This window comes from Methylophaga sp. UBA2689 (assembly GCA_002354555.1).
Taxonomy (GTDB): Bacteria; Pseudomonadota; Gammaproteobacteria; order Nitrosococcales; family Methylophagaceae; genus Methylophaga.
In genome coordinates, this window is record DELT01000094.1 from 65,175 (window position 1) to 85,095 (window position 19,921).

At 44.5% G+C, this 19,921-nt stretch carries 18 protein-coding genes; 8 read left to right on the forward strand and 10 right to left on the reverse strand.

What is annotated here, in order from left to right:
• Positions 1 to 175 precede the first annotated feature (175 nt).
• The 5 genes from gpmI to B3M51_RS11455 are packed head-to-tail and all read left to right on the forward strand — an operon-like array spanning position 176 to position 5,598.
• On the forward strand, positions 176 to 1,708 hold the full coding sequence (gpmI, locus tag B3M51_RS11435; RefSeq protein WP_292483081.1) for a 2,3-bisphosphoglycerate-independent phosphoglycerate mutase: 1,533 nt from the start codon (positions 176 to 178) through the stop codon (positions 1,706 to 1,708).
• An 8-nt stretch (positions 1,709 to 1,716) separates the two neighbouring features.
• Positions 1,717 to 2,865 (forward strand): murein hydrolase activator EnvC family protein, encoded by a 1,149-nt coding sequence (locus B3M51_RS11440; RefSeq protein ID WP_292759331.1) that lies wholly within the window; start codon positions 1,717 to 1,719, stop codon positions 2,863 to 2,865.
• A gap of 24 nt (positions 2,866 to 2,889) precedes the next feature.
• Positions 2,890 to 4,218, forward strand: a complete 1,329-nt coding sequence (locus B3M51_RS11445) for a S41 family peptidase (protein WP_292759334.1) — start codon at positions 2,890 to 2,892, stop codon at positions 4,216 to 4,218.
• Positions 4,219 to 4,227: 9 nt separating this feature from the next.
• A complete protein-coding gene (locus tag B3M51_RS11450) occupies positions 4,228 to 4,782 on the forward strand; it encodes a DJ-1 family glyoxalase III (protein ID WP_292759337.1) in 555 nt (184 codons plus the stop codon).
• A gap of 12 nt (positions 4,783 to 4,794) precedes the next feature.
• Entirely contained in the window at positions 4,795 to 5,598 is an 804-nt protein-coding gene (locus B3M51_RS11455; protein WP_292483073.1) for a response regulator, read from the forward strand.
• On the opposite strand, the gene B3M51_RS11460 is transcribed toward B3M51_RS11455, so the two are convergent.
• Positions 5,595 to 6,539 (reverse strand): LysR family transcriptional regulator, encoded by a 945-nt coding sequence (locus B3M51_RS11460; protein WP_292759340.1) that lies wholly within the window; start codon positions 6,537 to 6,539, stop codon positions 5,595 to 5,597. The genes B3M51_RS11455 and B3M51_RS11460 overlap by 4 nt on opposite strands.
• A gap of 52 nt (positions 6,540 to 6,591) precedes the next feature.
• Between B3M51_RS11460 and metE the strand changes: the two genes are divergently transcribed.
• On the forward strand, positions 6,592 to 8,871 hold the full coding sequence (metE, locus tag B3M51_RS11465) for a 5-methyltetrahydropteroyltriglutamate--homocysteine S-methyltransferase (protein ID WP_292483069.1): 2,280 nt from the start codon (positions 6,592 to 6,594) through the stop codon (positions 8,869 to 8,871).
• A 61-nt stretch (positions 8,872 to 8,932) separates the two neighbouring features.
• On the opposite strand, the gene B3M51_RS11470 is transcribed toward metE, so the two are convergent.
• From B3M51_RS11470 to B3M51_RS11485, 4 genes are read right to left on the reverse strand one after another with little or no spacing between them, the layout of a single operon-like run.
• The gene (locus B3M51_RS11470; RefSeq protein ID WP_292483067.1) at positions 8,933 to 9,640 is read right to left on the reverse strand and encodes a (5-formylfuran-3-yl)methyl phosphate synthase; all 708 of its coding nucleotides are present in this window, start codon (positions 9,638 to 9,640) and stop codon (positions 8,933 to 8,935) included.
• The gene (locus B3M51_RS11475; protein WP_292759343.1) at positions 9,630 to 10,214 is read right to left on the reverse strand and encodes a DUF447 domain-containing protein; all 585 of its coding nucleotides are present in this window, start codon (positions 10,212 to 10,214) and stop codon (positions 9,630 to 9,632) included. Before B3M51_RS11475 ends, B3M51_RS11470 begins: the two co-directional genes overlap by 11 nt.
• Positions 10,186 to 11,661 carry a DUF6513 domain-containing protein gene (locus B3M51_RS11480; RefSeq protein ID WP_292483063.1) on the reverse strand — a complete coding sequence of 492 codons (1,476 nt, stop codon included), beginning with the start codon at positions 11,659 to 11,661 and terminating at the stop codon, positions 10,186 to 10,188. Before B3M51_RS11480 ends, B3M51_RS11475 begins: the two co-directional genes overlap by 29 nt.
• A complete protein-coding gene (locus tag B3M51_RS11485; RefSeq protein WP_292483062.1) occupies positions 11,654 to 12,214 on the reverse strand; it encodes a flavoprotein in 561 nt (186 codons plus the stop codon). The genes B3M51_RS11480 and B3M51_RS11485 overlap by 8 nt, the downstream gene beginning before the upstream one ends.
• Before the next feature lie 138 nt (positions 12,215 to 12,352).
• Between B3M51_RS11485 and B3M51_RS11490 the strand changes: the two genes are divergently transcribed.
• Positions 12,353 to 13,666 carry an NAD(P)/FAD-dependent oxidoreductase gene (locus tag B3M51_RS11490; protein ID WP_292483060.1) on the forward strand — a complete coding sequence of 438 codons (1,314 nt, stop codon included), beginning with the start codon at positions 12,353 to 12,355 and terminating at the stop codon, positions 13,664 to 13,666.
• Between the two features lie 68 nt (positions 13,667 to 13,734).
• Here the strand turns inward: B3M51_RS11490 and B3M51_RS11495 are convergent, their stop codons facing one another.
• From B3M51_RS11495 to B3M51_RS11510, 4 genes are all read right to left on the reverse strand, one after another.
• Positions 13,735 to 14,292 (reverse strand): cytochrome b, encoded by a 558-nt coding sequence (locus B3M51_RS11495; RefSeq protein ID WP_292483058.1) that lies wholly within the window; start codon positions 14,290 to 14,292, stop codon positions 13,735 to 13,737.
• A 92-nt stretch (positions 14,293 to 14,384) separates the two neighbouring features.
• A complete protein-coding gene (gyrB, locus tag B3M51_RS11500; RefSeq protein ID WP_292759348.1) occupies positions 14,385 to 16,799 on the reverse strand; it encodes a DNA topoisomerase (ATP-hydrolyzing) subunit B in 2,415 nt (804 codons plus the stop codon).
• A 74-nt stretch (positions 16,800 to 16,873) separates the two neighbouring features.
• On the reverse strand, positions 16,874 to 17,950 hold the full coding sequence (gene recF / locus B3M51_RS11505) for a DNA replication/repair protein RecF (RefSeq protein ID WP_292483054.1): 1,077 nt from the start codon (positions 17,948 to 17,950) through the stop codon (positions 16,874 to 16,876).
• Between the two features lie 112 nt (positions 17,951 to 18,062).
• Entirely contained in the window at positions 18,063 to 18,227 is a 165-nt protein-coding gene (locus tag B3M51_RS11510) for a rubredoxin (protein ID WP_292358641.1), read from the reverse strand.
• 140 nt (positions 18,228 to 18,367) lie between these two features.
• Between B3M51_RS11510 and B3M51_RS11515 the strand changes: the two genes are divergently transcribed.
• Entirely contained in the window at positions 18,368 to 19,279 is a 912-nt protein-coding gene (locus B3M51_RS11515; protein ID WP_292483053.1) for a hydrogen peroxide-inducible genes activator, read from the forward strand.
• Here the strand turns inward: B3M51_RS11515 and B3M51_RS11520 are convergent.
• Positions 19,276 to 19,902, reverse strand: a complete 627-nt coding sequence (locus tag B3M51_RS11520; protein ID WP_292483051.1) for an SCO family protein — start codon at positions 19,900 to 19,902, stop codon at positions 19,276 to 19,278. The two genes, B3M51_RS11515 and B3M51_RS11520, sit on opposite strands and share 4 nt — an antisense overlap.
• Between the last annotated feature and the right edge of the window lie 19 nt (positions 19,903 to 19,921).

Below are 19,921 nucleotides of genomic sequence, written 5' to 3' on the forward strand. Positions count from 1 at the left end.
TCATTAATGGCATGCATTTGCGGGTTTCCGGATTGTGAAATGATGTTCGTCAACGAGATTGCAACTGTAATTGATTACAAAAGCCCATATAATACACAGCATTGTTGTTGATTTGCAGTGATCACTGTTTTTCACAACCTCAGGTCGTCGCAACCCGTGATTAAAGGATAGTTTCATGAGCCACATGCACCGCCCACTTGCGCTAATCATTATGGATGGTTGGGGTTATAGTGAAGAGGTCCAGCATAATGCCATTATGGCTGCCAAAACCCCCGTCTGGGATCACCTCTGGAATGATTACGCACATACATTGATCAACGCCTCTGGCGCTGGTGTTGGCTTACCAGGCGATCAAATGGGAAATTCTGAAGTTGGTCATCTCAATATCGGTGCTGGCCGGGTGGTTTATCAGGAATTCACCCGGATTAGTGGCGCCATTCGAAATGAAACATTTTTTACCAATCAAACACTGACTGATGCGGTGGATGATGTGGTGAAAAATGATAAGGCTCTGCATATTCTGGGCTTGCTGTCCGATGGCGGCGTGCACAGTCATGACAGTCATATTCAAGCCATGGTAAAACTTGCTGCAGACCGCGGTGCGACTAAAATTTATCTACACGCTTTTCTGGATGGTCGCGATACATCACCCAAATCTGCTCAAAAATTCATTGCGGACATGCAAGCAAGTTTTAACGAGACCGGTAAGGGTCGCTTCGCCAGTATTATCGGGCGCTTTTATGCGATGGATCGTGACCAGCGCTGGGATAGAGTTCAACAGGCTTATGAACTGATTGCTAATGGTAAAGCCGTTTATCAGGCAGACAATGCACTTGAAGCTCTTCAGCAGGCTTATGCTAGAGAAGAAAAGGATGAGTTTGTTAAAGCCACCAGAATTGGTGATGCCGTGCCGATTGAGGATGGTGACAGTATCGTATTCATGAATTTCCGTGCTGATCGTGCACGTGAACTAACTCAGTGTTTCATTGATACGGAGTTTTCTGGTTTTCCCATATCGGCTGCACCAAAACTGTCAAAATTTGTCACGCTGACTGAATATAAAAAGGACTTTGATGTACCGGTGGCTTTTCCCGCTGAAAAGCTCAAAAACCTGCTGGGTGAATGTATTTCTGCTGTCGGCTTGCGGCAGTTGCGTATTGCTGAAACCGAAAAATATGCGCATGTAACGTTCTTTTTTAATGGCGGAAGCGATGTGCCCTATGAAGGTGAAGATCGCATTCTGGTGCCCTCACCAAAAGTCGAAACCTACGATTTGCAACCGGAAATGAATGCTCCGGAAGTGGCCGAAAAACTGGTTAAAGCCATTCACAGTAATCAATACGATGTCATCATCTGTAACTTCGCCAATGCCGATATGGTAGGCCATACCGGTAATTTTGATGCGACAGTTAAAGCCATTGAAACACTGGACAACTGTCTCGGCAAAATATGGTCTGCATTAAAAGAAAGTGGTGGCGAAATGCTGGTAACAGCGGATCATGGTAATGCTGAAAAGATGGTCGACAATGAGAAAGGGCAGGCGCATACCGCGCATACCAGCAACCTCGTGCCGTTAATTTATGCCGGACGTTCAGCAGTCTGTGCGGAACAGGGTGGTTTATCTGATATTGCCCCGACAATGCTAAGCCTGCTTGATCTGCCGATTCCAGCGGAAATGAATAATCATCTTTTGGTGAAACTCACCTGAACGTGCAGATGATAATTCGTGGTTTAATCTTGTTTTTCTGGCTTTTTATGCCGTTAAATCTTGCTGCTGAACCTTCTTCAGCCAAAAAGCTCGAAGCGGTACGCAGTGAAATTTCTGAACTTGATAAAACGCTTAGCCTCAATAAGAAAACCAAAGCGGAACTGCAACAGCAATTAAAAAAGCAGAGCCTCAAGGTTTCTGAAATAAGTCGCGAGTTAAACCAGATTAAACAATCTATTGCGGTTAAAGATGACGAATTACTCAATCTTCAACAACAGCTTGGAGTGACGCAAAAGCAACAGGCAAAGCAGCTGGAGGCATTAAATCAACAGATTCGTTCTGCATTTATGAATGCTCAACCCAGTTATCTGAAGATATTACTGTCTGAACAATCACCTGAGCGGGTCAGTCGAAGTAACACTTATTACCGTTATTTTCACACGGCCCGGCAGCAACAGCTTGAAACCCTACACACCACTTTGCAGAACTTAACGGAACAGGAAAAAGCGGTTTATGCCGTTAAAAGAAATCTGGATGAATTGGAACAACAACAACTTTCTCAGCAGGAGGCTTTCAAACAGCAAACTGTTGAACGTGAGCGAACCCTTGCTGCGCTGAATAAAAAAATCTCCGGGCAGGATGCACAACTGGCTGCATTAAAAGAAGAAGAAAAAAACCTGCAGTCATTATTAGACTCACTCGCCAAAAAAGCAGCAAAAAGACCTCCACCATCAAAAACAGTGAAACCAAGTGAACGATTTTCGAGTCTGAGTGGGAAGTTACAATGGCCGTTGTCTGGAAAAATACTGGCAAGCTATGGTAGCCAGCGTAATCTTGATAAACTCAGCTGGAAGGGCATACTGATAGCTTCTGAAAAAGGCACGTCTGTTAAAGCCAGCGCAGAAGGAAGGGTGGTCTTTGCCGATTGGATGAAAGGCTTTGGCTTATTAATCATCATCGATCATGGCGAACAGTTCATGACACTGTATGGCAATAATGACAGTCTGCTGAAAAACACGGGGGATACCGTGAGTGCTGGTGAAGTTATCGCTCAAAGTGGTGATCAGGGTGTCAGACAAACCGCTGGGTTATATTTTGAAGTACGTCATAAAGGCAGTCCGACCAATCCTATGCACTGGCTGCGCAAGCAAGGTTAATTTGAAATAAGGAATGAAGTACATATGCGCTTTTTGAAACGTGATTTTGCGCTGGTAACAGCGGGTGTCATTATCGGCATCACAATGATTTTTGGCCAAATGGTACTAGCCGATAAAGAGACTGTCGCAAAGCCTGACTTGCCAATTGATGATCTAAGAGCTTTCTCTGAAATTTTCGGCCGCATCAAAAGCAGTTACGTTGAGCCGGTTGAAGATAAGGCTCTGCTGGAAAACGCCATTCGCGGCATGCTTTATGGACTGGATCCCCATTCATCCTATCTTGATCTCAGCGAATTCAAGGATCTCCGTGAAGGTACATCTGGAGAGTTTGGCGGCTTAGGTATAGAAGTATCAATGGAAGATGGCTTCGTCAAAGTGGTTGCACCAATTGACGAAACACCGGCTGCCGAAGCAGGTGTAAAAGCCGGTGACCTGATTATCCGTCTCGATGACACCCCTGTTAAAGGTCTTTCACTGACTGAAGCCGTAGACATCATGCGCGGTGAACCAGGCAGCAAAATTGTTCTGACGATTATTCGTGAAGGTGCTGATAAACCGCTGAAACTGGAACTGACTCGCGCCATTATCAAAGTGAAAAGTGTGCGTACCGAAGTTCTGGAGCCCGGTTATGGTTATGTACGAATCACCACATTCCAATCTCCAACCGGTGACAACCTTCGTGATGCCGTCAATCAACTCAAAATTGATAATGGTGGAAAATTGAAAGGCCTGGTGCTTGATTTACGCAATAATCCAGGCGGCGTTTTGGATGCAGCGGTTGAAGTATCTGATGCTTTCCTCAACAAAGGAATGATTGTTTACACTGAAGGTCGTATTGAGGATGCTGATCAAAAATTTCATGCCAAACCTGGCGATATGCTGAATGGCGCGCCTATTATCGTGCTGGTAAATGGTGGTTCAGCTTCCGCTTCTGAAATTGTTGCCGGGGCTTTGCAGGACCATCAACGGGCCGTGATACTGGGTACTAAAACCTTTGGTAAAGGCTCGGTCCAAACGGTTATGCCTTTAACCAATGATACCGCGGTCAAGATGACAACCGCGCGATATTACACTCCTTCTGGACGATCTATTCAGGCGGATGGGATACACCCTGATATCGAGATTGATGCCTTACAAATCAGTGCAGCTGAAGATAATGGTTTTCAGCCACTGCGAGAGGTTGATCTGAGTCGTCATCTGGAAAATGGTTTACTGGAAGAATCAGACGAAACACCGGCGGAAGTGGATATCGATGAAGAAGAAGCGAAAAAACAACCTTTAGCGCTGCGTGATTATCCGCTTTCTCAGGCACTGAACCTGCTGAAAGGCATGAACATTATGAGCAAACGTTAAACGTTATTCATGGCAACGGTATTAATCCCACTCGCTGAGGGCTGTGAAGAAATTGAGGCGGTCACAGTGATAGACGTTCTCAGGCGGGCTGAGATACAAGTTGTTACTGCCAGTTTGACGGATGATCTACATATTACTGCCAGCCGTGGTGTCCGCCTGGTGGCGGATGCCACACTGGATGCAGTGATTGATGATGAATTCGACATGGTGGTTCTGCCGGGCGGACAACCCGGCACGAACAATCTGAATGCCGATCAACGCATTCATGCGTTGCTCAAACAGGTTAACCAGGCTGATAAATGGCTTGGAGCAATCTGTGCGGCGCCGATGGTTCTGGCACATGGTGGCTTGCTAGAGGGCTTACACGTCAGCTGTTACCCAGGCGCACTGAAGCCAAACGAGTGGCCAGAAATTCAATTCAGTGATGATGCTGTAGTCTGTGATAATAAAATCATTACCTCCCGCGGACCGGGAACGGCAATGACTTTTGCGTTAACTATTATCGAAAAACTTATGGATGAAGAGACTCGCCAACAAGTGGAAACGAGTCTCGTTATTCGCTAAAACGGAACCAGCATGTATTCACTTAATGAATCAGAACTCTCGATATTACTGGTTGAGCCATCTTCCGTTCAGCTGAAAATCATCATGCGTGAATTACGCCAGGCGGGCGTGAATAAAATTGATGGTGTTCACGATGGCGCTCAGGCTATCGTGGCGATGCAGAAGTATCCTCCAGATCTGGTGATCAGCGCCATGTATTTACCTGACATGACTGCGACTGAACTACTCTCGTCAATTCGTCGACTGGATAATCTGGAAAACACTCATTTTATGCTGATCTCCAGCGAATCAAATATTGAAGCGCTTGAGCCACTTCGCCAATCAGGTGTTGTGGCCATTTTGCCTAAACCCTTTGATCACGCCAATCTGCAACGTGCCATCCGTACGACGCTGCAGCATATTGATCCAACTGAAATTGAATTACAAAATTACGAAGTAGAACAGCTGGAAGTTTTGCTGGTCGATGACAGTCTGGTGTCTCGCAACCACCTGCTTCGCGTGTTTCAGAACATGGGCATAACCCAGATCCATCAGGCTGAAAATGGCATTGAAGCGATTGAAATGCTCAAACAACAAAGCTTTGACTTGGTGGTGACCGACCTGAATATGCCGAAAATGGATGGTCAGGCGCTGGTTGAACATATCCGCAGTGAGATGGGCAATACCTTTGTACCCATTTTAGTTGTGACCAGTGAGCAGAACCAGACCCGATTAGGGCAGGTTGAGCAGGCTGGCGTATCAGCTATTCTGGATAAACCTTTTGAACCTGAGTCTATCCGTGAAATCCTTTATCGAGTGCTTGACGAACAAACTTAATCGATCACGTCATTGCTGGATTGCGCACCCAGGGAAATAAATTTTTGCAGGTAGCTGACGTCCTGGTCTGACTCTCTTATGGCAGCATAAAGCGTTTTTGCCAAACCGCCTCTTCCAAGCCTTATCGCTTTAACTGGAAGCGTTTGACAAAATTCCTTGGCCAGCCAGTTAGGCAATACTGTCACCGCTCTTTGTAACGCCACCATCTGCACCATAATATCCATTGATTGCATGGCTTTGGTTCGAGGATTAATACCTGCTGGCATCAAAAACTGGGTAAACACATCAAGACGTTCATGGGCGACGGGAAACGTCAGTAATAACTCTTTTTGCAGCGCTTCAGCCTGAATAAATTTATGCTCACTTAATGGATGACCTTCAGCCACCAGCAAGACCAACTCATAATCAAACATTGGTTGATACACCACGCCGACCTGTTTTACGGCATCCGGGGTCACCAGCAAATCAATATGATGATTCAATAAACCTTCCATACCTGAAAACTGGAATTGATGCACGATATCCACATCCATTTGCGACATTTCGCGCAGATAGTCTGCCAGAATTTTTTTCAGCCATTCATAACAGGGATGGCACTCCACTCCCAGACGTAAAATACCTGCTCGTCCCTCTGAATATGCCTGTAAGGTCTGCTCCGTTTGCTCCAGAACCGGTAAAACCTGCTGTGCAACCTGCAACATCAGTTCGCCTGCCTTTGTCAGTCTTAACTTACGACCATCCCGCTGCCATAAGCTTATTTCCAACTTCTGTTCCAGATAACGGATCTGATGCGATAAAGCGGATTGTGTAAGAAATAAGGCATTGGCTGCTGCCGTTAAACTGCCGTTTTCTGCCAGGGCACGGATGATTCGTAAATGTGCGCGCTCAATCATGTATGAATATTTCTCATAAATATGTAAATAATCATCATTATTACTCATCAATCAGCCTGATTACAATGAAGCTTTTTGAAACCGATTGAGAGGATATCGAATGGTCACCACACATAATCTTGGCTTTCCCCGTATTGGCGGCCACCGTGAATTAAAATTTGCCCTGGAGCGCTACTGGCGCGGTGAAACGGCTGCTGATGATTTAGAACAAACCGGAAAAACATTACGTTTACGTCATTGGTCATTGCAAGCAGAACTGGATCTGGTGCCTGTTGGAGACTTTTCCTTTTACGACCATGTTCTGGACACCAGTCAGCTTTTGGATAATCTGCCGTCACGGGTTGATAAAAATGCTGATGCCCTGACACAGTATTTTCAGGCATCGCGTGGGCAGGCAGGTTCTTCCTGTTGCAATCATCAGGTCGCAGCTGCAGAAATGACTAAATGGTTTGATACCAATTACCATTATCTGGTGCCGGAATTTAACGCGGAAAGTGACTTTAAGGCCTGTCCGGAACGATTGCTGGCGCAAATTAAAGAAGCAAAAGCTGCAGGTTTTAAGATAAAACCCATTCTTGTGGGTCCAGTAAGCTATCTCTGGCTCGGCAAAGCCAAGGACGAAACTGACAAATTGGCTTTGCTGGATAAATTACTACCGGTTTATTCAGAAATTCTCGATCAACTGGCAGACAACGGTGTCGATTGGGTGCAAATTGATGAGCCTGTTCTGGTCACTGAACTGTCAACGGAATGGCAACAGGCTTTGCAGAAAGCCTACTTCTATTTAGCGAAATGTCGTGTCAAATTGTTGCTGACGACTTATTTCGGCCAACTTCAGCAAAATCTGCAACTAGCCTGCGAATTACCCACAGCAGGACTGCATATTGATGCAATCAATGCTGTAGATGAACTAGTCAGAGTGGTTGACTGGCTGCCCTCTCATAAAGTGCTGTCAGTGGGCATTATTAATGGCCGCAATATCTGGAAAACTGATCTAACTCAGGCGATTGAACTGCTGGAGCCGATTCATAGCCGTCTTGCTGAACGCTTATGGCTGGCACCAAGTTGCTCATTACTGCATGTGCCTATTGATTTAAATTCTGAGCAGAATCTGGCTGAGGAGACACGTGACTGGTTTGCCTTTGCGGTACAAAAGTTGGAAGAGTTATCAATATTAGCTCAGGCGCTCAATCTGGGGCGTGATAGTGTTGCCGCACAGCTGGCAGACAACAAACAATCGATTGAAGGTCGCCAGCAGTCCACTCGGGTTCATAACCCGGTCGTTAAACAGCGTTGTGAAGCAACTCATTCCGCGTCAGGCCAGCGGCAGAGTGTTTATTCACAACGGGCAGCCATTCAACAGCAAGCGCTGCAGTTGCCCGCATTCCCAACGACTACCATTGGCTCTTTTCCACAGACCAATGTTATTCGCCAGACACGTAAACAGTATCGTCTGGGTCAACTTGCTGATGCCGAATATCGCCAGCAAATGCAGGTGGAAATTCGCTATGCCATCGAGAAACAACTTGAGTTGGGCCTTGATGTACTGGTGCATGGTGAAGCTGAACGCAATGATATGGTCGAGTATTTCGGTCAACAACTACAGGGCTTTGCTTTCACGGAATATGGCTGGGTTCAGTCCTATGGTTCACGTTGTGTGAAACCTCCGATCATCTATGGTGATGTGTCACGTCCTGGTCCGATGACCGTTGAGTGGATTCAATATGCCCAATCATTAACCGACAAACCGGTAAAAGGGATGTTGACCGGGCCAGTCACCATTCTTAACTGGTCTTTTGTCAGAGATGACCAACCGCGTAGCGAAACCTGTAAACAGATTTCACTGGCGATTCGGGATGAAGTAATCGATCTGGAAAGTGCCGGGGTTAACATCATTCAGATTGATGAAGCGGCTTTGCGAGAGGGTTTGCCATTACGTCAATCTCAATGGAAGACTTATCTGGACTGGGCAGTGGAATCATTCCGAATTACCGCTAATGGCGTGGCAGATGAGACACAAATCCATACCCATATGTGTTATTCCGAATTCAACGATATTATTGAAGCCATTGCCGCCATGGATGCCGATGTCATCACCATTGAAACCTCACGCTCGCAAATGGAATTACTGGATGTTTTTCAGGAGTTTGACTATCCCAATGCGATAGGGCCGGGGGTCTATGATATTCACAGTCCGAATATTCCATCAGAACAGGAGATGGTGGAATTGCTCAGATTGGCCGCACAGCGAATTAATAAAACGCTGATATGGGTGAACCCGGACTGCGGTTTGAAAACCCGTCGCTGGGAAGAAGTGGAACCCGCCTTAAAAGCCATGGTTTCAGCAGCAAAATCGCTAAGATTAAAACTGGCTGCTTAATAAAACATAAACCGGGTAGAGGGAGAGGTATCTTTCTCTATCCGGTTTTTTGCGTCTACATCTAACAGGCCAATATTTCTGGCAAAGCCACGTTCAATTGAGTTTGTATTTGTTTAGCCAACTCAGGATCCAGTCGATTAGTGCGGCGATGCTGCTGACATAACGCACTGCGAAACCCAAGATAATCTGCCTGCAATGGACTGAGTGTTTCGATATCCTCAATCCTCAGTGCGCCGGCCAAACCGCACAACAGTCCAGCGGATTTTGCTTCCACGACAAATTGTTGCAGAGTTTCTACGGATAAATGATTCAACAATCCCTGACCATCTTTGCGGGCAGTATCCAGCATCACCCCGGCGAATCCGGATTTTGCCAGTAATGGAATTAGCTCTTGATGAGGCAACTGATCAGCAAATATGACCGCAATCACAGGTTTGTTAAGATTTCTGATAGTGGGCTCTAATTGTTGAATACATTGAATAAGCTCCGATTCATCAAACAGGCCAACTTTGACATAATCCACGCCCGTTTCAGCCATGCTGCGAATTGCTGCTGAAATTATCTCAGCTTGCATGGGTAAGTCACCCACCGTTGCACTGCAAAGACAACGTTTGTTGATCCACTTTATAATCTCGGTGACAGTTTGATGGGTTAGAGCTCCCAGAGCGCCTTTTGACGGGTTTTTCATATCCAGGATATCTGGCAACTGCTCCACCAGAAGTTTTGCTTCCTCAAGCGATTCTACGCTGGCTAACCACTTAGTTATCATTTAGCTTTATTCCGGATTGTTCAACTTTTTCCATTAACCAGCCCCAGGCCTGAAGCTCGCGTTCACCGGCCGTTTTTTCAATAGCGATAGTCAAGTAGGCAATTTCGTCGCGGACTTTATGTTCTGGCAACATGCCCAGCCGACTAACCAGAATAGCTGCCTCAATTACTGCATTCTGGGCACGGTTAAAGCCTCTGAAGGGCTTATGGTTAACATCGCAAATTACAGCTCCATAAAAACAGGCTCGTGGATCATCATCTTCCAGACGAACAATTTCTAACTCGATATGCGAAAGCGCATCTGCAATATATTCTCCTTCAATCTGCTGACAGGGAGAGGTGGGCCAATCACGATGTCCAGTTAACGCACCAGCAAAAACACGTACATCATCAACAAAATTTATTGAACATTGACCATGCCGTAGCAAGTTATCGTAAGTACTGGATGGCTTGAATGGCTTGATATGAAAGTGACCATTTACTTCGCTTATACCCATTGGTGCAGAATGCACTTTTCCATTCTCGGATATTGTGGTGACGATAACTTCATGTATCTGGCTTGTCAGCAGTGCCACAGGCGCGCTCCTGTTTTTTGGTTTTTTTAATCTCGGCCGTGCCACAGGCCCGTTGCGGATCTTTTTGCATCGTGGTGCCTTCAGTTTTCTGCCGGGTCAGATCTTCCTGCTCGATTTCAACAGCACAGCCCCATTGCAGATCTTCATCCTGAGTATAACGTTTCCCCAACTGCCAGGCGATCTCGGCACGTGCTAACTCTACCCCCAGATAGAAGGCATGGCCCGGATCGTCTTTCACTTGCAGCTGAGGGTAAAAAGCAAACGGATCAGTATCCTGCAACAAGCCATCCCGATTAAAAACAAATATCCCTTTAGGGGCAATTTTAATTCGATAGTTCGGATCTTTTATGTTTTCAGATAATTGGATAATTTCCTGCTCAGTATCGGTAAAGGGTCTGCGTTCATGGCTAACCAGTAAATCGGCAGTGAAATCACGAGGCAGGCTATTGTCATCGCGAGCGGCAAACATCATGCGTCGTGCCACATCGGCTTCTCTGATGGCTCGCCGTGCATGAGGACTGACTTCCGTCGCCAGCACATTGGTAATTTTTAACTCCGAAATAATGCCAAACAATAGAGCATTAATTCCGCTGGTATCGGCATCGGTTAATTCGGTCAGATTTCCTATTCCCATCATCATAGGTGCTTCTGGATATTTTTGCCGCAGAGTGTGATATCGAACTATCGACTCTGTAAGGCCAAAATGGATTGGATCCAGAATTGGGTCGGCTATCCACGGTTTTCCCAGCTTGTCCATGGCCTCCATAGCCCGTTCCAGCGAAGCCAGTGAACCCGGTTGCGCCGGAACCAGGATCGGAATGGCATCGGTTTCTTTCGCAAGGTCGATGGTTTTTTCTGTCAGACTTAACAGGTAATCTGCACCGGCATTGCTTGCACGCCTCAAGTCATCTATTGATAGTGAGTCCACACTAACCTTAAAGCCATTTTCATGCAGGGCAGCGATAGCTTCTTCCATCAGCGGGAATTTTTCTTCCGGCAGACAACCAATATCAATGACGTTGGCCCCTGAATCACGGTAATAACTTGCCCGTTCCAAAATACCTGCAATATCACGCTGTGGGGCATCAACAATCTCGGCGAAGATATTGACATCATAACGACTTAAATCAGGGATTTTCCGCTCCTTACCAAAGAATATCGGTAAATCTTTAATTTCATCCGGCCCCCGCACGACCTCAATACCCAGTGTTTTACTCAATTCAGCCAAATCTCCACGGCAGCGGCCAGGAACAATTATCTGTTTACAGCCAGCATAATCATTTGGCTTGAGTCGTCGGGCGATCATCTTATCAGTCATTAATGCGGCCACCGATAGACCCAATTGATGCACTCTATACTCGAATGGCAATGGCGCCATTTCCTGCAAAACCTTTTCAACACTGGGTCGAGCAAGTTTTCCGGTGAGAAAGAGAATCGTCTCAGCCATGATCGGCGTTTACGTGTTCCAGACGCTTTTTCAATACTTCGTATAAAGCCTCAGCGGATTCCACTACGGTGGTTGCCTCAAAAGTACGTAGTGTTTCTGTATGTGCCAGATCAATGGCCCTTGGCCATAATCGAACCATACGGTCGGGGGCGGGGGTATCGACTTCGGATATGGCATCACAGGCAAGCACTATACTCGGTACGCGACATTTACCTGCCTGAGCATAAACGTTGGTGACCAGTGTGTCAGACAAGCCCATTACCATTTTCGCCACGGTGTTTGAGGTGGCAGGAGCAACCACCAGAGTATGATAATCACCACGATAGAATAATCCGACCGGAGGTGAACTGGCGGCTCTATCACGATAAATATGGCCTTCTTTGTTCAAGGTTTTGGGATCGTGACCATACATGCGGAGAACTTCTTCTCCAGCACGACTGTAAAACAGGTCTACATCCGGTAATTCACGGATAATTTCCAGACATTCATCCATATAATGCCCTGAACCCGTGATTGCCCAGGCCAATTTTGGCTTTTCCGGCCTTGATTGCATGCTGTTATCTCAATTGATATTAAGCTGTGAATTTTGCCAGAGTCTGACCGACTAGTAAAAATTAGATAGGTCGATCTGTTATATATAAGTTAAAATTAACCACATAATTTGCAACGGATTGATGGGAGTCGCATATCTATGTCAGAAGCAGTGCCAAAAATAGTTGTCGTTGGTGGTGGAGCAGGTGGCCTGGAACTGGTTACCAAACTCGGGAAAAAACTTGGCAAGAAAAAGAAAGCGCAAGTTACTCTGGTTAGCAGTACTCATACGCATATCTGGAAACCTCTTTTACATGAAGTTGCAGCCGGTACCCTCGATTCCCATGAAGATGAAATTGAATACTTGAGCCAGGCCATGTGCAGTGGTTTTCGGTTTCGCCTCGGTAGAATGGAAGGTCTTGATCGGCAAAATAAACAAATAACTGTTGCGCCGACATTCAACGAGGACGGTGTGGAAATTATTCCCCGTCGCAGTTTTGATTATGACTATCTCATTATTTCTGTTGGCAGTGTGAGCCATGACTTTGGTATCAAAGGGGTAAGCGATCATTGTCTGTTCCTGGATACTACTAAACAAGCCGAATATTTCCAGAATCAGTTATTGGAATCCTATCTGCGTGCCCACACCCAGGGTCGTCCCCTCGATAAGGGTCAGTTAAATATTGCTATTGTTGGTGCAGGTGCTACCGGTGTCGAATTGTGCGCGCAGCTTTACGAAGTATCACATCTGTTAAATGCTTATGGTCTGGATGAAGTTAAGCCTCAGGACGTAAAACTTACTTTGATTGAAGCTGCTGACCGTATTTTGCCAGGATTACCTGAAAATATTTCTGCCGCTGCTCTTCAGGAATTAAATGAACTCGGTGTGGAAATTCTTGCTGGTGAGCGTGTTATTGAAGTGACTGATACAGAGATCAAAACGCAAAGTGGTCGTAATATTCCTGCTGCAATCAAAGTCTGGGCTGCAGGTATTAAGGCTCCTGAATTTTTGAAAGATATTGATGGTCTGGAAACCAACTGGATGAATCAATTAGTCGTTAAACAGACTCTGCAAACTACCTTTGATGATGATATTTATGCCATTGGTGACTGCTGTGCCTGTAAATGGATTGGTCAGGATCAGAATGTACCGCCGCGCGCCCAGGCAGCACATCAAATGGCGTCGCTGGTTTATAAGTCAATTGTTAATCGAATGAAGGATAAGGAGCTTCCTGAATATCATTACCATGACTATGGCTCTCTGGTTTCTTTAGGTCGTTACGGTACGGTTGGCAACCTGATGGGTAATTTAAGTAAGGGTAGTATGAAAGTAGAGGGCTTGATGGCCCGTCTTATGTACCTTTCATTGTATAAGATGCACCAAGTCGCCTTATTTGGGCCGTTCCGCGTATTGATGTTATCGCTATCTCATCTTTTCCGTCGAAGCGTACATCCTAAAATCAAGCTACATTAATAATTATTGCATTCTTACTAAAAAGGCCCTTTTCAGGGCCTTTTTTTAATTTCATTGCCTACTCGTCGTTATTTCCATAATGACATTCTACGGGTCACTTCAGTGCCATTTAATCGATGTTTTATGGCGGCACCTATATGTAAAACCAATAGTGCGATAAATAGATACGCTAATACCTGATGAATATCGGTAAAGGTTTCCCTTGCAGTAGCATTGGCTTCAGCAAGGCGTGGTAACTTCATTCCCCATAGTTTGGTGTCATATTTACTGTACATAGATTGAAGATAGCCCGTTATTGGCATAGCCACCATTAATCCATACAGTAAAAAATGTATTCCACTGGACAGCTTCTGTTGCCAGTTTGCAATACTGGTCGGTAGTGGGGGAGTCTTATGTGTTATTCGCCAGACCACACGTAAAACAATAAATGCAGCGACAGTGATACCCATTGATTTATGTAATAAAAACCAAAAAGCTCGCACGCTTTCCTGATCGGGCGGTAATTCTGACTCCTTTGGCAGACCAACCATCCATAGACCTAAGCCAACCATAAAGAAAATCATCGTCGCGATTAACCAATGCAGAATTATCTGTCCTTGATTGTAGCGAACGTCACTCGTCGTCATTTTTTACTCCTGAATACATGAAAAAAGGCCATCCAGAGTCACTGAATGGCCTTCATTACCGACCGTTGGTTTGGGGAACAATTCCCTGAAGCTTATATATCTAGATTAGATGCCTGTAAAGCGTGCGTTTCAATGAACTCTCTACGAGGCTCAACATTGTCACCCATAAGAGTATTAAAGGTTTCATCTGCTGTTATCGCATCTGAGATTCTGACCTGTAACAAACGACGTTTGGATTTATCCATTGTCGTTTCCCACAATTGTTCAGGATTCATTTCACCCAAACCTTTGTAACGCTGTACATGCTGACCTCGACGAGCTTCAGCCATCAACCATTTAACTGCCTGTGAGAAGTGCTGAACATTTTCATTTCTTTCACCACGTTCAATTCTCGCTCCTTCGCCAAACAAACCATTGATTTTGTTAGAAAAAGACATGATCTTCTGGTATTCGGTACTGGCAAAGAACTCACCCGGGACATGGAAATCATTACTAATCCCATGCCTGGTGAAACTGATATTCACATGGGGCATTGGTTCATTTTCATTTTTTTGCAGATTAAGAACGTAATATGTTCCTGTTGGCATGATTGAGTTCATGCGTTTTTCTATCGCTTTCAGCCATTCATCCATTGCTGCAGTGTCGATGAAATCTGGTATTGCTGTTTGATAAATCAGTTCGTCCAGGAATGCCGGGTAATAATGATTTGCCAGCCGAGTAATAATGGCTCTAATGGTTTGATACTCATTGACCAGCTGTGCAAGAGCATTACCTTCAATAGGCGCTGCATCTGTTGTTGGGTAGAGCACCGCATTTGTTAAAGCAACTTCTGTCAGGTAACGCTCCATTTCAGCGTCATCTTTTACGTAGCGTTCCTGTTTGCCTTTTTTGATTTTATATAACGGTGGCTGTGCGATATATACATGACCACGTTCAATTAATTCTGGCATTTGTCTGTAGAAAAATGTCAGTAGCAGGGTACGGATGTGTGAGCCATCAACGTCCGCATCGGTCATGATAATAATATGGTGGTATCGGAGTTTTTCCGGATCATATTCATCGCGCCCAATACCGCAACCCAAAGCTGTAATCAATGTACCAACTTCGGCGGAACCAATCATTTTATCGAAACGGGCGCGCTCCACATTCAGAATTTTACCTTTTAGTGGAAGGATTGCCTGAGTTCTTCTATCACGGCCCTGTTTGGCACTACCTCCGGCCGAGTCCCCTTCCACCAGAAATAGTTCTGATTGGGCGGGATCTCTTTCCTGACAATCGGCCAGCTTGCCTGGCAATCCTGCAATATCAAGAACCCCCTTACGGCGAGTTAATTCACGTGCTTTTCTGGCTGCATCACGTGCGCGTGCTGCATCAATCATTTTGTTGGCAATCAGTTTGGCTTCACTTGGGTTTTCAATCAGAAAATCCTGGAAATGCTCATTAACCAAAGATTCTACAATGGTGCGAACTTCCGATGACACCAGTTTATCTTTGGTTTGAGATGAAAATTTTGGATCGGGCACTTTTACCGACAATACGGCTGTGAGCCCTTCACGCGCATCATCACCGCTGGTAACCACTTTAGATTTTTTCGCCAGACCTTCGCTTTCGATATATTGGTTTAGGCTTCGGGTTAACGCTGCTCTAAATCCGGCTAAATGTGTACCACCGTCACGCTGGGGAATATTATTGGTAAAACAGTAAATATTTTCCTGGTAAGAATCATTCCATTGCATTGCTAATTCGACCACGACATCATCTCGTAATCCGGAAATGCCAATGACATGCTCATGAACAAATGTTTTATTTTTATTCAGATGGGTAACAAAAGCTTTTATTCCACCTTCATAATGGAAAACTTCTGTTTTCTCATCTCTTTCATCTGTCAGGACTATTCTGACACCAGAATTCAAGAAGGCTAGCTCACGAATGCGCTTCGCCAATATCTTGTAATCGTAGGTAATGTGAGTAAAGGTTTCTTCACTTGGCCAGAACTGTATTTTGGTCCCAGTGTCCGAAGTTTCTTCAAATGCGGTTAACGGTGTATCTGGAACGCCATGTGTGTAATTTTGCTTGTGCATGAAACCATTACGTTTAATTTCCAGTGTTAGTTTCTTTGATAACGCATTAACAACTGAAATACCAACACCGTGCAAACCGCCTGAAACTTTGTAGGAATTATCATCAAATTTACCACCGGCATGTAAAACCGTCATGATAACTTCAGCTGCAGATACGCCTTCACCTTCATGCATATCGACTGGAATACCACGACCATTATCTTCAACAGAAACGGAATCATCCGGGTGAATGCGAACATTTATCTCTGTGCAATGTCCCGCCAGAGATTCATCAATTGAGTTATCCAGCACCTCAAAAACCATGTGGTGCAAACCGGTTCCGTCATCCGTGTCGCCGATGTACATGCCCGGCCGTTTTCTGACAGCGTCCAACCCCTTCAGTACTTTAATATTGGAAGAATCGTAACTATTATTTTCAGTGGTCATAAATTAGTCCATTTACAGCAAGGTGAAGCCTAATCGTTCATTCTACTATGTATCGTCTTCGGTTGACAGCTTGACTATACTTGCTCAATCACTCCACGTTCCACGTGGAACATAATGTCATTTTCTTCCCTAACTAACTTAGATGATAACTCTGTATTGGTCGTTGTGATAAAGGTTTGAACCTGTAGTTTTTTAATCGCTTGCAGCACAGAAATCTGATGCTCGTTATCCAACTCAGAGCTTAAATCATCAATTAATAACACACTTTGTTGTTTATTCAGTTGCTGCATTAACGATATTTGTGCCAGGCTTACAGCAAGAAAGAAAAGTTTCTGCTGTCCTCTTGAAAACAATTCTGCTGGATCATGTCCATCTACTCTTATCGACCAATCGGCTGAATGTGGACCTGATCGGGTATATCCAAGCGCACGATCTCTATCAATTGTTTTGTTCAAGATGTCAGCAAAATCTTCACCTTTTGGCCAGCCTGGTAGATAACGTAATTCAAATTTTGATTCTTTATAATCATTGCAAAGCAACATGAACCATTCTTTAAACCTAATTATTAATTGTTCAAGGTATTCACTTCGGTATGTTGCGAGCTTTATTCCATGTTCATTTAACGATGCATCCCAAACTTTAATTTCACCATTAGGTTTTGCATTTCGTAACGCAGCATTACGTTGAGACAGAATTTTTTTATAAGCTTGCCAATGATAAAAAAACTCTTGTTCCACGTGAAACAATCCCCAATCGACAACTTTTCGTCTAAACCGTGGACCCAGTTCAAAAAACTGGTGGCAATTTGCAGGAATAAATTGGAGGGGAAGATGCGTGGCTAATTCAGACAGCTTTTTTAATGGAGCATTGTTAAGACGAATCTGTAAACCACTCGTATTACCAAATTGTAATCCGACAGGAATACCCTGAATAATTCTGGCAAATAATTGAAAATATTGCTCTTCGTTTTGAACTACATTCTTCAAATTCCGCGAACGAAAAGAACGCCCCATTGCCAGCAAGTAAATAGCTTCCAACACACTGGTTTTACCAGAGCCATTTTCTCCAACCAGTAAATTTACTCCAGAACTCGGGTAGAGTTTTGCTTTATGGATATTTCGAAAATGCGTAAGGGAAAGTTCTGTCAGCACGTTGGTTGCCAGATAATAATACGATTAGTTCGTTTTAAGATTACGAATTGAAGACAATACGCTATATCGAAAAAGGCATAAAAATAAAGAAGCTGGATTTACGAGTCGCTGATCAAATTTCCAACATTTCAAAATCTTCTTTACCAACACCACATTCCGGACATTCCCAGTCATCTGGAATATCGTCCCATGAGGTGCCCGGTGGAATGCCTTCTTCAGGTAATCCTCTGGCTTCATCATAGATGAAACCACACACTAAACACTGCCACTTACGCATGAAACCTCCTGCCAAAATAGTAATAATATGAATACATCTTACAACAAACGAATTTTGTATTGGCTGACGATTTGCCATTATTTTTGTGCTAACTTATGTAAAACAAATCATTTTTAACTTAATAAGTGGATAGACCGATTATGAGACTTCCCACCCTACGACAATTACAGTATCTGACAGCAGTAATCGATGAAAAACATTTTGGTCGTGCCGCAGAGAAGTGTCATGTGACACAATCCACTCTAAGTGCAGGCATTCAGGACTTGGAAGATTTACTGGAAGTCGGTTTGTTAGAGCGCACCAATCGCAAAGTACTGACAACACCAATTGGTGAAGAAGTGGCTGACCGTGCACGACAAATTCTGTCCTTAAGTGATGATTTGGTGGATTTGGCGCAAGCTGAAAAAAATCCGTTAGCAGGCAGAATCCGAATTGGCGTTATCCCCACCATAAGCCCATTTCTGTTACCGCGTGTATTACCCAAAATTCGTAAACAATTACCGGAGCTGGAGGTATTACTGATTGAAGATCAATCGGAAAGATTATTAGTGCAGGTAGAAAATGGCACCATTGATGTTGCAATACTGGCTTTTCCATTCAATACGAGAAATTTGAATTACCGGGTAATTTCACAAGAACCCTTTTGGGTAGCCTTACCCAGACAACATAGCTTAAGCAAATATGAGTCACTACAGCCACATCAGCTACCAATAAACGAGTTATTACTGTTAGCCGAAGGGCATTGTATGCGTGAGCATGCCATCAGTGCCTGTCAACTACCAGCATCAGCACAACGTCGCAGTGTACAGGCGACCAGCCTCTATACGCTGATAGAAATGGTCGCAAGTGGTTTAGGGATTACCTTGATCCCACAAATGGCGATTAATTCCGATATGGTGCGTCATGCTGATATCAGTTTGCGACCGTTAAAACAGGATAGTCTGGCGAACCGTGAAATTGGCCTGGTATGGCGGCCAAGCTTTCGTCGAACCAGTACACTTGAACAGCTTGCCTTAAGTTTTGCTGAAGCAATGGATGAAACGGCAGATTAATGGCTGGCTGCATAATCTGAACGCAATTGTATAAAGCTTTGGCGGATTAACACCGAGGTAAAAGGTGCTTGAAACCTGGCTGCGAGAAAAGCTTTTGGATTAATTAAAAAAACGGCATGCTCCAGATCCTGCTCGGGATAGGCTCTGCTTCTGGTAAAGAAATTCTTTAGCGATTTATTTTCCGATGGTGTGCCATTAGCGGTGATAATTCGAGCATCAAGATCATGAGAATAAGCAAGTGCCATGAGTTCATCTACTTGTTGGCCACCAATATCTATAAGCACCAGTTGAACTGATCGATTTGCCAGCCCATCTTTTAGGTTTTTTAATACACGGAAAATGGCTTCACAATCATGGCAATCGGTAGACGGAATAAAAACAAAGCTCCATTTGCCCGAAAAAGCATCATTGGTAAATACAGCATTATCCCTGTTATAAGCCAGAAACTGTGGTATTTCCAGGGTTGGCTCAAAGACTGTCAACATAGAACCACTGGTATTTGATGACTCTGCTGGCGGTTGCTGTTGACTGAGCGTTAAAAAAACCAATAGCAATAAAACAACCAAGCTAAGATATGTCAGCAAAAAACGCTTAGAATGAACATTTTTAAACATATTTTGCATTTTTAGCGCCTCACACGCT